The 14,069-nt window shown below is 70.5% G+C and carries 12 protein-coding genes; 9 read left to right on the top strand and 3 right to left on the bottom strand.

The genetic code is table 11. The annotated features are described in order from the left end of the window. From GXW71_RS21100 to GXW71_RS21130, 7 genes are all read left to right on the top strand, one after another. Entirely contained in the window at positions 1-1,623 is a 1,623-nt protein-coding gene (locus GXW71_RS21100) for a hydantoinase B/oxoprolinase family protein (protein ID WP_211854655.1), read from the top strand. 66 nt (positions 1,624-1,689) lie between these two features. Continuing rightward, the gene (locus GXW71_RS21105; protein ID WP_211854656.1) at positions 1,690-2,448 is read left to right on the top strand and encodes a GntR family transcriptional regulator; all 759 of its coding nucleotides are present in this window, start codon (positions 1,690-1,692) and stop codon (positions 2,446-2,448) included. Continuing rightward, a complete protein-coding gene (locus tag GXW71_RS21110; RefSeq protein WP_211854657.1) occupies positions 2,435-3,403 on the top strand; it encodes a Bug family tripartite tricarboxylate transporter substrate binding protein in 969 nt (322 codons plus the stop codon). Before GXW71_RS21105 ends, GXW71_RS21110 begins: the two co-directional genes overlap by 14 nt. Positions 3,404-3,406: 3 nt before the next feature. After that, positions 3,407-5,026: a hydantoinase B/oxoprolinase family protein gene (locus tag GXW71_RS21115; protein WP_211854658.1), complete on the top strand. Its 1,620-nt coding sequence runs from the start codon at positions 3,407-3,409 to the stop codon at positions 5,024-5,026. Continuing rightward, positions 5,023-7,140 (top strand): hydantoinase/oxoprolinase family protein, encoded by a 2,118-nt coding sequence (locus GXW71_RS21120; RefSeq protein WP_211854659.1) that lies wholly within the window; start codon positions 5,023-5,025, stop codon positions 7,138-7,140. The genes GXW71_RS21115 and GXW71_RS21120 overlap by 4 nt, the downstream gene beginning before the upstream one ends. After that, complete coding sequence (locus GXW71_RS21125) at positions 7,140-8,312, top strand: CaiB/BaiF CoA transferase family protein (protein ID WP_211854660.1); 1,173 nt, start codon at positions 7,140-7,142, stop codon at positions 8,310-8,312. Before GXW71_RS21120 ends, GXW71_RS21125 begins: the two co-directional genes overlap by 1 nt. Next, positions 8,309-9,097, top strand: a complete 789-nt coding sequence (locus GXW71_RS21130) for an enoyl-CoA hydratase-related protein (RefSeq protein WP_211854661.1) — start codon at positions 8,309-8,311, stop codon at positions 9,095-9,097. The genes GXW71_RS21125 and GXW71_RS21130 overlap by 4 nt, the downstream gene beginning before the upstream one ends. 1 nt (position 9,098) lies before the next feature. Here the strand turns inward: GXW71_RS21130 and GXW71_RS21135 are convergent, their stop codons facing one another. From GXW71_RS21135 to GXW71_RS21145, 3 genes are read right to left on the bottom strand one after another with little or no spacing between them, the layout of a single operon-like run. Then, complete coding sequence (locus GXW71_RS21135; protein ID WP_211854662.1) at positions 9,099-9,926, bottom strand: substrate-binding domain-containing protein; 828 nt, start codon at positions 9,924-9,926, stop codon at positions 9,099-9,101. 18 nt (positions 9,927-9,944) lie between these two features. Next, positions 9,945-10,661, bottom strand: coding sequence for an ATP-binding cassette domain-containing protein (locus tag GXW71_RS21140; protein ID WP_211854663.1), 717 nt, complete (start codon positions 10,659-10,661; stop codon positions 9,945-9,947). Next, positions 10,661-11,365, bottom strand: coding sequence for an ABC transporter permease (locus GXW71_RS21145; RefSeq protein ID WP_211854664.1), 705 nt, complete (start codon positions 11,363-11,365; stop codon positions 10,661-10,663). Before GXW71_RS21145 ends, GXW71_RS21140 begins: the two co-directional genes overlap by 1 nt. Before the next feature lie 97 nt (positions 11,366-11,462). Here GXW71_RS21145 and GXW71_RS21150 point away from each other — a divergent pair, with 97 nt between their 5' ends. Together GXW71_RS21150 and GXW71_RS21155 are read left to right on the top strand one after the other, a co-directional pair. Further along, complete coding sequence (locus GXW71_RS21150) at positions 11,463-12,341, top strand: helix-turn-helix transcriptional regulator (RefSeq protein ID WP_211854665.1); 879 nt, start codon at positions 11,463-11,465, stop codon at positions 12,339-12,341. 130 nt (positions 12,342-12,471) lie between these two features. Beyond that, the gene (locus GXW71_RS21155; protein WP_211854666.1) at positions 12,472-14,064 is read left to right on the top strand and encodes an ABC transporter substrate-binding protein; all 1,593 of its coding nucleotides are present in this window, start codon (positions 12,472-12,474) and stop codon (positions 14,062-14,064) included. The last annotated feature ends 5 nt before the right edge of the window (positions 14,065-14,069 follow it).

The following is a 14,069-nucleotide window of genomic DNA, read 5'->3' on the forward strand; positions in this document are numbered from 1 at the left end:
ATGACCGCGAATGAAACCGCGCCGCGGCGCTTCGATGCCGTCGAGATCGAGCTGCTGTGGCGGCGCCTGATCTCCCTCGTCGACGAGGCGGCGGCGGCGCTGGTGCGCACCAGCTTCTCGACCCTGGTCCGCGAGAGCTACGACTTCTCCTGCGTCGTCACCGACGCGACCGGCCAGTCCCTGGTGCAGGCGACCGAGAGCATCCCGAGCTTCATCGGCACCCTGCCGGAGACGGTGAAGCATTTCCTGCGCTTCTTCCCGGAGGAGACGCTGCAGCCCGGTGACGTGCTGATCACCAACGACCTCTGGCTCGGCACCGGGCATCTGCCCGACATCACCGTGGCCAAGCCGATCTTCCGCAACGGTAAGCTCGTCGCCTTCAGCGCCTCGACCGCGCATGCGCCGGATATCGGCGGCAAGATCCGCAGCCCCGAGCCGCGCGAGGTGTTCGAGGAGGGGTTGCAGATCCCGCCGCTGAAGCTGCTGCGCGCCGGCAAGCCGGACGAGACGCTGCTCGCGATGATCCGCCAGAACGTGCGCACGCCGGAGCAGACGCTGGGCGATCTCTGGGCCCAGGTGGTGGCGCTCGACCTGATGGAGGAGCGGCTGCTGATCCTGATGGAGCAGGCCTCGCTCGACCATCTGCGCGACCTCGCCGCCGAGATCCACAGCCGCTGCGAGACCGCCATGCGCGCCGCGATCACGGCGTTGCCGGACGGCGTCTACCGCAGCGAGCTGCAGACCGACGGGCTGATGGACAAGCCGATCACCATCCGACTGTCCCTGACCATCGCGGGCGATCAGCTCACCGCCGACTTCACCGGGACCGATGCGCAGGTCGATCGGGCCATCAACTGCGCGCTCTGCTACACCTATGCCATGGTGATGTACGGGGTGAAGGTCTGCACCAGCCCCAACCTGCCGAACAATGAGGGCGCCTGGCGCCCCATCTCGGTGGTGGCGCCGCCGGGCTGCATCGTGAACCCGGTCTTCCCGGCCTCCGGCGGGTCGCGCATGCTGATCGGCCACTATTTGCCAATGCTGGTCTTCGGCTGCCTCGGCCAGGTGGTGCCGGAGCGGGTGATGGCCGCCTGCGGATCGCCGATGTGGGGCATGAACCAGTCGGGCGTGAACGCGGCGGGAAAGCCCTATGCCAACATGTTCTTCTTCAATGGCGGCATGGGCGCCAACATGCGCGGCGACGGCATCTCCTGCCTGTCCTGGCCGTCCAATGTCTCCTCGACGCCGATCGAGATCAGCGAGCACATCGCGCCCATCCGCGTCCACCACAAGCGACTGCGGCCAGGTAGCGGCGGGCCGGGGCGGCATCGTGGCGGCCTCGGGCAGGAAGTGCTGATCGAGAGCCGGTCGGAGACGCCGATCGCCGTCTCCTTCCTCGCGGAGCGCACCATCTTCCCGGCCTTCGGCATCGAAGGCGGCGAGGCGGGCGCGCCGGGTGTGCTCAAGATCAACGGCGAGAAGGTCGATCCCAAGCGGCAATACGTGCTGCAGCGGGGCGACACGGTGTCGCTGGCGACCCCGGGCGGCGGTGGGCATGGGCCGGCGGCGGAACGGGCCGAAGCCGCGATCGGCGCCGATCGTGCCGCGGGCTACCTGGGGTAGGCAGGGCGCGATGCAGCACCGTGGAAGCGGTGTTGCATCCTCACGAATCCATGTATACATGGATGCATGATAGAGCGGCCTTTTCCGTTCGACGGCTCCGATGCCGGCCTCAGCGCGGCGGAGCGCGCCTTCCGCCATGTCTGGCGCGCGATCAGCCAGGGCGCGATCGCGCCCGGCGAGCTGGTCACCGAAGAAGGGCTGGCAGCGGGGCTGTCCATCAGCCGCACGCCGCTGCGCGACGCCGTGCAGCGCCTGGAAGCGCTCGGCCTCCTGGTGCGGGAGCCGGCGCGCGGGCTTCGCGTTCCGCCCCTCGACCTCGACGAGATGGCCCAGCTTTCCGCGACGCGGGAGGTGCTGGAAGGGCTCCTCGCCGCCCAGGCGGCGCGCCGGGTCGCGGCCGGGGAAGCCGATGCTGCGCCGCTCCGCGCCGCGCATGACCGCCTGGCGCGCGTGATGCGAATCGCCGATGCCGACCTGACGCTCGCCGCCGGGCTAGACTTCCATGAAGCGCTGCGGCGCCTCGCCGACAACCGCGCCGCGGCGGCCTGCCACCAGCAGGTGCTGCTCGCCTTCGAACGCTACCGCCATCTCGCCCGTGGCGCCGCCGAGCGGCCGGAGCACGTCCTCGCGGAGCATGCCGCCGTGGTGGCGGCGATCGAAGCGGGCGACGCCGCGGCCGCCGAGCGGGCCATGCGGCGGCACATCGCCGCCGGCCGCGACATCTATGCAAGCGTCCTTTCGAAGACGCTGCCCAGAACGGGACGACCCTCGCCAAAGACACACGGCCCCATCGGCTTCAGGAGAGACCCGTATGAAACGTCGTGATCTCGGGGTGATCGCCCTCGCCGGCGCATGGACCGCATCCCGCGCGGCACGATCGCAGACCCCCTGGGCGACGCGCCCCATCCGCCTCATCGTGCCTTTCGCCGCCGGCGGCACGGCCGATGTGCTGGCGCGCATCATGGCCGAGCGCCTGACGCCGCGGTGGGGTCAGCAGGTGGTGGTGGAGAATCGTCCTGGCGCCGGCGGTAATATCGGCGCCGAGGTCGTCGCCCGCGCGGCGGGGGATGGGCACACACTGCTGCTCGGCACCATCGGCATCCACGCGGCCAGCGCGATCTACGCGAACCTGCCCTATAGCCCGTCCACCGATCTGGCACCGATTACGGTGCTGGCGGACATGCCGAACGCCATCATCGTGCATCCCTCGGTGCCGGCGCGCACGCTGCAGGAGCTGATCGCATTTGCGCGGCAAAAGCCGGGCGAGCTCACCTTCGGCTCGGCGGGCAACGGCAGCTCCACCCATCTCGCCGGCGAGCTCTTCCTGCTTTCGACCGGCCTGCGCATGACCCATGTGCCCTATCGCGGCAGCGCCGCGGCGCTGAACGACTTGGCCGCCGGCAATATCCAGGTGATGTTCGAGAACGTGCCGACCGTGCCGCCTCTGGCCCAGGCCAATGTGGTGCGGGTGCTGGCGGTGACCTCCAGCGAGCGCGTCAGCGTGCTGGACGTGCCGGCGGCGCAGGAGGCCGGGGCCCCGGGCTACGTGGCGACCGCCTGGATGACGCTGGCGGCCCCCGCCTCGGTTCCCGCGCCGCTGCTGGAGCGGTTGAACGCCGATGCCCGGGCGGTGCTCGCCGACCCCGCAGTGCGCGCCCGCTTCGCCTCCCTCGGCGCCATTCCGGTCGGCGGCACCGTCGAGGAGAGCCGGCGCTTCTTTGCCGCCGAGACGACCAAATGGAACGCGGTGATCAGCGCCGCCGATATCCGGGTGAACTGAACCATGCGAACGACGTTCGATGCTGTGACGCTGGAGCTGCTCTGGACGCGTCTCATTTCCGTGGTGGATGAGGCGGCGGCGGCGCTGCTCAGGACGTCGTTCTCCACCATCGTCCGGGAATCGCACGACTTCGCTTGCGTGCTGGCCGATGCTCGCGGGCATTCGCTGGTGCAGGCGACGGATGGCGTGCCGTCCTTCCTATGCACCGTGCCGCGTACCATCCGGCACTTCCTCGACGAATATCCGCCGGAGACGCTGGCGCCGGGCGATATCCTGGCGACCAACGACATCTGGATGGGTACCGGCCACCTGCCGGACATCACCGTCGCCAAGCCGATCTTCCTCCATGGCCGACTGGTCGGCTTCGCGGGATCGGCCGCGCATGCGCCGGATATCGGCGGGCGCATCCGCACCGCCGAATCGCGCGAGGTGTTCGAGGAGGGTCTGCAGATCCCGCCGATGAAGGTGATGCGGGCGGGCGTGCTGGACGACACCTTCGCGCGCTTCCTGCGCAAGAACACACGGGTGCCAGACCAGGTGATGGGCGACCTCTTCGCCCAGTTCACCGCGCTCGACCTGATGGAGCGGCGGTTGCTGGCCTTGATGGCCGAGCACGGCCTCGACAGCATCGAAGCGCTGGCCGACGAGATCCAGGGACGCTCCGAGCGCGCGACGCGGGCAGCGATCCGGCAGGTGCCGGACGGGCTCTATCGCGCGGAGGTGCTGACCGACGGGCTGGCGGAGCCGATCCGGCTGATGGTGGCGCTGCGCAAGGAAGGGGACGCGATCCACGCCGACTATGCCGGCACCGATCCGCAGGTGCCGCGCGGCATCAATGTCTGCTTCTCCTACACCTTCGCCTATACCGCCTTCGCCCTGAAGGCGGCGCTCTGCCCGGAGGTGCCGAACAACGAAGGCGCCTTCCGGCCGATCACCGTCGACGCGCCACTGGGCTGCATTCTGAACTCGACGCCGCCGGCCGCGGGCGCGAACCGCGCGCTCACCGGCCACTTCCTGCCGCCGCTGATCCTCTCGGCGCTCGCGCAGGCGATCCCCCGGAAGGTGATCGCGGGCGTCGGCTCCCCGCTCTGGAGCCTAAACTATGCCGGCACGCGCGACGACGGATCGTCGGTCGCCGACCACTTTTTCATGAATGGCGGCTACGGCGCGAGCGCGGAGCGGGACGGGCCGAACGTGCTGAGCTGGCCGTCCAACGTGTCCGCCGCGCCGATCGAGATGATCGAGCAGAATTCCGGCTTCCGCGTGCATCACCGGCGGCTGCGCAGCGGCAGCGGCGGGCGCGGGGCGCATCGCGGCGGCACCGGCCAGGAATGGCTGTTCGAGAACCGCTCGGCCCGGCCGGTCGCGATCACCTTCATGGCGGAACGCACCAAGCTGGAAGCCGCGGCACCGGGCCTGGCCGGCGGGGAGGCGGGCGCGCCGGGGGCGGTGCTGATCGATGGCGTGCTCGTCGATCCGAAGCGCCAGCACATCCTGGAGCCCGGCAGCCGGGTGGCGCTGCGCACGCCCGGGGGCGGCGGCTTCGGCCCGCCCGCGGCGCGCGATGCGGCGGCCGAGGCCACGGACCGGGAAGACGGATTGCTGGAAGGAGATGCGGCATGAGCGCGACGCTCGGGCTCGCCATCGATATCGGCGGCACCTTCACCGACGTCGTCGTCTACGACCCTGCCCAGGGCCGCTACACCGCGCATAAGGAGCTGACGACGCCGGACGATCCGGCGCGCGGCGTGGTGGCCGGCGTGCGCCACCTCTTCGAGCGCGAGGGCTTGGCCTATGCCGATGTGGGCCGCGTCGTGCATGCGACCACGCTCTTCACCAACGCGCTGATCGAGCGCCGCGGCGCCCGCACCGGCCTGATCACGACGGAGGGCTTCCGCGACACGCTGGAGATCGGGCACGAGCGGAAGTACGAGCTCTACGACCTGCATCTGCCGCTGCCGCGCCCTCTGGTGCGCCGCGCGCTGCGGGCGGAAGCGATCGAGCGCCTGGCGCCCGATGGCACGGTGGAGATTGCGCTGGATCCAAGGAGCGTGCGCAAGGCCGCGGAACGGCTGGTGGCGCAGGGCGTCTGCTCCATCGCCATCGTGTTCCTGCACGCCTATGCGAACCCGGCGCATGAGCGGGAGGCGGCGCGCATCATCGCCGAAGCGCATCCCGCCATTCCGCTGTCTCTTTCGAGCGAGGTCTCGCCGCAGATCCGGGAGTTCGAGCGCAGCTCGACGACTGTCGCCAATGCCTATGTGAAGCCGCTCGCCGAGAGGTATCTCGGGCGGCTCTCGGCCGATCTGGCGGCGCTCGGCCTCGCCGCGCCGCTGTTCATGATGCTCTCCAATGGCGGGCTGACGCATCTGGACGAAGCGAAGCGGGTGCCGGTGCAGTTGCTGGAAAGCGGCCCGGCGGCCGGCGCGCTCTCCGCCGCCTTCTTCGGGGAGCGGTCCGGGGCGCCCGACCTGCTCGCCTTCGACATGGGCGGCACCACCGCCAAGCTCGCCATGGTGCAGGATGGCCAGCCGCAGGTGGTGCATCGCTTCGAGGCGAGCCGCGAGCGGCGCTTCACCACCGGCAGCGGCCTGCCGCTGACCATCTCGACCGTCGAGCTGATCGAGATCGGCGCCGGCGGCGGCAGCATCGCGGCCTTCGATGCGCTGGGCCTGCTCAAGGTCGGCCCGCGCAGCGCGGGCTCGGCGCCGGGGCCGGCCTGCTATGCACGCGGCGGCGCCGAACCGACCGTCACCGACGGCAATCTGCTGCTGGGCTACCTGGATGCCGAGACCTTCGCCGGCGGGACCATGCGGCTCGATACCGGCGCCGCCGAGCGTGCGGTGGATGGGCTGGCACGGGCGGCGGACCTCGACCGCGACGCGGCCGCGTCCGGCATCCATGCCGTGGTGAACGAGACCATGGCCGCCGCGGCGCGCGTGCATATCGCGGAGCAGGGTCATGACCCCCGCGACTTCGCGCTGCTGGTCACCGGCGGCGGCGGGCCGCTGCATGGCTGCGAGCTGGCGCGTCGGCTCGGCATCAACAGGGTGATCTGCCCGCCGGGTGCGGGCGTCGCCTCGGCGCTCGGCCTGTTGCTGGCGCCGGCGCGCGTCGACCGGGTGAGCACTGTCGCGCAGCGGATCGACCGCCTCGATTGGGATGCCTTCGAAGGGCAGTTCCAGGCCCTCGAATCCGAAGCGCGGTCGGTGATTGCGGCGACGCTCGGCCCGGATGCACGCGTCACCGTGACGCGGGCAGCCGATATGCGCTTCGTGGGGCAGGGCTACGAGCTGATCACCACCTTGCCGCCCGGCCCCTTCGATGCCGCCCTGGCACCGGCCATTCGCGCCGCTTTCGAGGCCGGGTATGAGCGGATCTTCGCGCGTCGGCCGCCGGCGGCGATCGTCGAGGTGATCAATATCCGCGTCTCGGTCACCGGTGCCGGCGATGACGGCGTGCTGCGGCCGGACATGCCGGCCGTCGCGGCCGGAAGCGCCGAGACCGGGCGGCGCCCGGCGCGCTTCGGCGGGCAATGGTTGGATACCCCGGTCCTGGATCGCCGCCGGCTCGCCGCCGGCAGCGCGATCGCCGGGCCGGCGATTATCGAAGAGACCATGTCGACGCTGCTGGTGCCGCCCGGCGCGGAGGCGATCGTGGATGCCAGCGGCAATATCGTCATCACCCTCGGGGCGCTGATCGCAGGCGCTGTCGAGACGGTCAAGGAGACGGCCTGATGCTTCCTCTGTCCTCCCTCAAGGTGCTGGACCTGACGCGCGTGCGCTCGGGCCCGACCTGTGTCCGCCAGCTTGCCGACTGGGGCGCCGACTGCATCAAGATCGAAGCGCCCGACGAGATCGATACCGGCAAGGGCATGGGCGGCGCCCGGCATGGCCCGGATTTCCAGCATGTGCATCGCAACAAGCGCGGCATCACGCTGAACCTGAAGCATCCGGACGGGCTCGCCGCCTTCCGCCGCCTGGTGGCGCAGGCGGATGTGGTGGTGGAGAATTACCGCCCCGACGTGAAGACGCGTCTCGGCATCGACTACGAGGCGCTGAGCGCCATCAATCCCCGCATCATCCTGGGGTCGATCTCAGGGTTCGGGCAGGACGGACCCTATGCCAAGCGCCCCGGCTTCGACCAGATCGCGCAGGGCATGGGCGGGCTGATGAGCGTGACCGGCCTGCCGGGCCAGGGGCCGGTGCGGGCCGGCATCCCGGTCGCCGATCTCACCACCGGCATGTTCTGCGCCATCGGGATACTGATCGCGCTCTATGAGCGGGAACGGACGGGCAAGGGCCGCTGGGTCCATACCTCGCTGCTCGAATCCATGATCGCCATGATGGATTTCCAGGCGACGCGCTGGACCATGAAGGGCGATGTGCCGCAGCAGGTCGGCAATGACCACCCGACCACGGTGCCGACCGGTCTCTTCCACACCGCGGACGGCGTCATCAACCTGGCGGCCGGCGGCGACGAGATGTGGCGCCGCATCGTCGAAACACTCGATATCGCGGAGGAGGCGAAGGCGCCGGAGCTCGCGACCGAGAAGGCGCGCTCGGCCAACCGCGCCAAGGTCAACGCGACCCTGCAGGCGAAGCTGCTGCACGATACCAGCGCCAATTGGGTGGAGCGGCTGAACCGCGCCGGCGTGCCGACCGGGCCGGTCTATGCCATGGACCAGGTCTTCGCCGACGAGCAGGTGAAGCACCTGCAGCTTGCCTTCCCGGTGCAGCACCCGCAGCTCGGCAGCATCGACCTGGTCCGCTCGCCAATCCAGATGCCGGGTGTGACGCCGCCGGCCCGCCCGACGCCGGAACGCGGCGAACACACCGACGCCGTGCTCGCCGAGTTCGGCTTTTCGGCGGATGAAATCGCCTCGCTGCGGGCGGTGAAGGCGCTGTGACGGAGCTCATCCGGTTCGGTGTCGCGGACGGGGTCGCGCGCCTCGTCTTCGACAACCCGCGGCGCCTGAACGCTGTCAACGCCGAGATGTGGCAGGCGCTGCCGGGTCTGCTGGCGCGGGTGGCGGAGGATCCGGCGATCCGGGTGCTGGTCCTGGCCGGCGAGGGCGAGCGCGCCTTTTGCACCGGCAATGACATCAGCGAATTCGACACGATCCGCGCCCACCCCGAAGCCGCCGCGCGCTACAATGCCTGGCAGCGCGCGGTGGCCGAGGCCCTGCAGGGCATGCTTAAGCCCGTGGTGGCGGCGATCCATGGCTATTGCCTGGGCGCCGGCTTCGAATTCGCCCTGATGTCCGACATCCGCATCTGCACCGCCGATGCCCGCATGGGCGTGCCGGCGGTGAAGCTCGGCCTGCCCTACCGTCTCGAGGACATCATCAAGGTGGTCGATGTCGTCGGCCCGGCGCGGGCGCGGGAGATGGTGCTGCTCGGGCGTCAGTATGGCGGCGAGGAGATCCTGCAGCTCGGCCTGGTGCAGCGCCTGGTCGCCGATCACGCGGCGCTGGCCGCGGCAGTGGAGGACATGGCGCGGGAGCTGGCGGGGAATGCGCCGCTCAGCCTGATGGCGGCGAAAATCGCCTTTCAGGAAGTCACGCGCCGTGATGGACCGGCCGACCTGGCCCGCGCACAGGAGGCCGCCGATCGCTGCTATGCCAGCGCCGACTACGTCGAAGGGCGTGTGGCGCGGCGGGAGAAGCGCAAGCCGGTTTTCCTGGGGCGTTGAATCAGGAGACCGGCTCGGGCTGGGTCGCGTTCGGGAAGAAGAGCTGCTCGCCGTTGATCCGGTAGCCGGCGATGCTGCGCTGCCCGGCCTCGGACAGGATCCAGTCGATGAAGCGCTGGCCGTCGGCGGCCTTCACATGCGGGTGGCGCTGCGGATTGACCAGCATCACGCCATACTGGTTGAACAGCCGCGCATCGCCCTCGACCAGGATCCTGAGCTCCTGGCGGTTGCGGAAGGAAAGCCAGGTGCCGCGGTCGGTCAACACATAGGCGCCCTGCGCGGCCGAGGTGTTCAGCGCCGGCCCCATGCCCTGGCCGATCTCGCGGTACCAGGCGCCGCGGCCGGCCGCGGGGTCGATGCCGGCCTGCTGCCAGAGGCGCAGCTCCGCCGCATGGGTGCCGCTGCGGTCGCCGCGGCTGACGAAGGGCGCCCCCGCCGCGGCGATGCGGCGCAGCGCCTCCACCGTGTCGCGCAGCCCATCGATGCCGGCCGGATCGGCGGCGGGGCCGACCAGCACGAAGTCGTTGAACATCACATGGTCGCGGCGGGTGGCGAAGCCGTCGGCCAGGAAGCGCAGCTCGGCGGCGCGGTCATGCACGAAGACCACATCGGCATCGCCGCGCCGGCCGACATCGAGCGCCTGGCCGGTGCCGAGTGCGACCACGCGCACCGCGATGCCGGTGGCGCGGGCGAACTCCGGCAGGATGTGGCCAAAGAGGCCGGACTGCTCCGTGCTGGTGGTGCTGGCGATGGTGATGCTGCGCTCCTGCGCCTGGAGCGGCATCGCCGGCAGCAGCATGATGAGGAGGATGAGGATCCGGCGGATCATCGGCTTGGTCCTTGTGGTTCAGGCAAGCAGCTCGCCACGCAGGAAGGCGGCGGCTTCGGGCGTGCTGGGGGCGGAGAAGAAGGTGGCGGCCGGCGCCTGTTCCAGCAGCCTGCCGCGATGCAGGAAGGCGATCTCGCCCGCCAGGCGGCGGGCCTGGGCGAGGTCGTGCGTGGTCATGACGACCTTGGCGCCGCGCCCGGCGATGCCGGCGATGATCGCCTCCACCGCCCGCGCCGCGGCGGGGTCGAGGCTGGCGCAGGGCTCGTCGAGGAACACCACCTCCGGCCCCGTCGCCTCCGCGCGCGCCAGCGCCAGGCGCTGCTGCTCACCGCCGGACAGGCGCCGCGCGGCGCGGGTCGCGAGCCCCGCCAGGCCGACGCGGTCCAGCGCGGCCATGGCAGCCGCGTGTCGCGCCGCACGCGGCTGGCCCGCGAGCTTCAGCGGATAGGCGGCATTGGCGAGGACGGAACGCCGCAGCATGACCGGGCGCTGGAACACCATCGCGCCCCGCGGCCGGCCAGGCTCGCCGCTCCAGGTGACGTTGCCGCCGGTCGGCACGATCAGGCCATGCAGCAGGCGCAGCAGCACGCTCTTGCCGGCGCCGTTGGGGCCGAGGATGACGAGCGGCGGCCCGGCCTCGATGGCCAGGTCGAGGCCGTGCAGAATCGCGACGCCGCCGGCGGCGTAGCGAAGCTGCGTCGCGACCAGGGGCAGATGGCTGACGGGTGCGCGCATCAGCCGGCCCGGCGCACCGCGGCATCGCGCGCCACCTGTGCCGCGGCATTCACGGCCAGCACGATCGCCATCAGCACCAGGCCGAGTGCGAGCGCCAGCGGCAGGTCGCCCTTGCTGGTCTCCAGCGCGATCGCCGTGGTCATGACCCGCGTGAAGCCTTCGATGTTGCCGCCGACGATCATCACGGCACCCACCTCGGCGCTTGCCCGCCCGAAGCCGGCCAGCAGCACCGTCAGCAGCGCGAAGCGCCCGTCCCAGAGCAAGGTCGGAACCGCGCGCCATGTGCCGGCACCGAAGGAGCGGAGCTGCTCGGCATATTCCTCCCAGAGCCCTTCCAGCACCTGGCGGGAGAGGGCGGCCAGGATCGGCGCGATCAGCAGCGCCTGGGCGATCACCATGGCGCCGGGCGTGAAGAGCAGCCCAAGACTGCCCAGCGGCCCTGAGCGCGAGAGCAGCAGGTAGATGACCAGCCCCGCCACCACCGGGGGCAGGCCCATCAAGGCGTTCAGCGTGATGATGATGCCGTGCCGCCCCGGGAAGCGCGCGACGGCCAGCAGGGCGCCGAGCGGCAGCCCCACCAGGGCCGCGACCAGGACCGCGCTGATGCTGACCTGGAGTGACAGCAGGATGATGCGGCTGAGCGTCTCGTCGCCCGTCGCGACGAGCGTCAGCGCGGCGTCGAAGGCAAGGCTCAGATCGGACACGCGGTTCTCCCTCCGGGGGACCCTGCGGGAGCGTGCTGAGGGGCGTCAACGCGTTTGACCTTGCATGACGGGCAGCATTTGCCGAAATTTGCCAGGCATGACGGACAACCTGACCCTGGCGGAAGCCGCCCTCTGGCTGCGGCTTTCGGAGCGTGCCCTCTATGCGCTGGCCCGTGCCGGCCGGATCCCCGCCGCGCAGGTCGGCGGCAAATGGATCTTCCCGCGCGCGTCGCTGGCGCGCTGGCTGGCGCTGCAGGCAGAGCCGGCCGCGGGCGCGCCATTGGCGCCGCCGCCGATCGTGGCCGGCAGCCATGATCCCCTGCTGGACTGGGCGGTGCGCGAATCGGGCAGCCGGCTGGCGGTCCTGAGCGGCGGCAGCCTCGCGGGGCTGGAGGCGCTGGCCGAAGGCCGCGCGATCATCGCAGCGACCCATGTGCTGGACCCCGACAGCGGCGGATTCAACGAAGCCGCGGCGCGCGATGCCCTGGGTGCGCGGCCTACGGTCGGCATCGTCTGGGCCTGGCGCGACCAGGGCATGATCCTGCCGGCCGGCAATCCGCGGCGGCTGGCGCGCGTCGAAGACCTCGTGGCCGGCGATATCCGGGTGATCGGCCGCCAGCCGCGCGCCGGCAGCCATGTGCTGATGGTCCATCTGCTGACCGAGGCGGGCCTCCGCCTCGACCAGATCAACCTGCTGCCGGACCCGGCGATGGCGGAGGATGAGGTGGCGGCCGCGGTCGCCGAAGGGCGGGCCGATGCGGGCTTCGGCATCCTGGCCGAAGCCGCGCGGCGCGGGCTCGACTTCGTGCCCCTGCTGCGGGAGCGCTTCGATCTCGTCATGGGGCTCAGGAGCTATTTCGGGCCTGCCTTCCAGGCCCTGCTCCGTTTCGCGCAGGGCGAGGCCTTCCGGCGCCGCGCCGCCGCGATGGGCGGCTACGACATCGGCGAGGTCGGGCGCGTGGCCTTTCTCCTTTGATGGCCGTCGCGCAGGCAGGGCGCTTCCCGGCTGGGCAGGTTGGGCGCCGGCGAGACGATGGCAGGGCTTTTTCGGGTTGCGGGAAGGGCGGGCCGATGATCCCATCCCGCCCAACCAAGGGGGCTGGGCCATGCAACGACGGGATCTGATGAAGAGTGCGGCGATTGGCGCCGCAGCTGCTGCATTGCCGCGATTCGCGATCGCGCAGCCGGCCGGCAACCGCGTCGTGAAATTCGTGCCGCAGGCCAATCTCACCAGCCTGGACCCGATTTGGACCACCGCGAACATCACCCGCAACCACGGCTACATGGTGTTCGACACGCTCTATGGCATGACTGCCGATTTCCAGGCGACGCCACAGATGGCCGAAGGCCATGTGATCGAGGATGACGGCAAGTCGGTCACCATCACGCTGCGCCCGAACCTGCGCTTCCATGACGGGGAGCCGGTGCGCGCCGCCGATTGCGCGGCCTCCGTCAAGCGCTGGATGAAGCGCAGCCCGATCGGGCAGAAGCTCGAAACCTTCACCGACGCCGTGGAGGCCGTGGATGACCGCCGCCTGCGCTTCCGGCTGAAGCGCGCCTTCCCGATGCTGATCCAGGCGCTGGCGCAGGTCAGCAACAGTCCGCCCTTCATCATGCCGGAGCGGCTGGCCAACACCGACGCCTTCACCCAGATCCGGGAGGCGATCGGCAGCGGTCCCTTCCGCTTCAAGGCGGATGAGTTCAATTCCGGCAGCCGCGTCGTCTACGAGAAGAATGCGAACTACGTGCCGGTCGCCTCCGGCACGCCGAGCCTGACGGCCGGCCCGAAGACGCCGCATTTCGACCGCGTCGAATGGGAGATCATCGTGGATGCGGCGACCGCCGCCGCCGCCCTGCAGACCGGTGAGATCGACTGGTACGAGCAGCCCAACCCCGAGATCCAGACCATGCTGCGCCGCAACCGGCAACTCGTGATCGAGGAGATCGATCCGCTGCCGCTGACTGGCATCCTGCGCTTCAACCACCTGCACCCGCCCTTCAACGACAAGAAACTACGCCAGGCGCTGCTGCCGGCCATCTCCCAGGCGGATTTCATGAGCGCGGTGGTCGGTCCCGACCCCAGCGTCTATGGGGTGGATGTCGGCCTCTTCACGCCGGGCACGCCGCTCGCGAACGATGCCGGGCTGGCGCCGCTGCGTGGGCCGCGCAGCCTCGACCGCGCCAAGGCGCTGATGCGGGAGGCGGGCTACACCAACCAGCCGATGCGCCTGATCGCGCCGACTGACATCCTGGCCCCTTCGGCGATGAGCCAGGTCGGTGCCGATCTGGTGCAGCGGCTCGGCTTCAACACGGATGCCGTCTTCGCCGATTGGGGTACCGTGGTGCAGCGTCGCACCTCGCGCGAGCCGGTGGAGCGCGGCGGCTGGAGCATGCTGTTCACCAGCTTCTCCTCCTTCGATTTCGTCGATCCCGCCGCGCATTTCCCGCTGCGCGGCAATGGCACGCAGGCCTGGCCGGGCTGGCCGACCATCCCGCGCCTCGAGGAACTGCGCGACGCCTGGTTCCTGGCGCCCGATCTGGCGGCTCAGCAGGTCATCGCGCGCGAGATGCAGACCATCGCCATGGATGAGCTGCCCTACATCCCGGTCGGCGCCTACAAGTCGCTGACCGCCATCCGCCGCGACCTCACTGGCCGCGTGAAGGGCATGGCATTGTTCTGGAACCTGCGCCGCGCCTGAAGCGG

This window comes from Plastoroseomonas hellenica (genome assembly GCF_018129085.1).
Classification (GTDB): Bacteria; Pseudomonadota; Alphaproteobacteria; order Acetobacterales; family Acetobacteraceae; genus Plastoroseomonas; species Plastoroseomonas hellenica.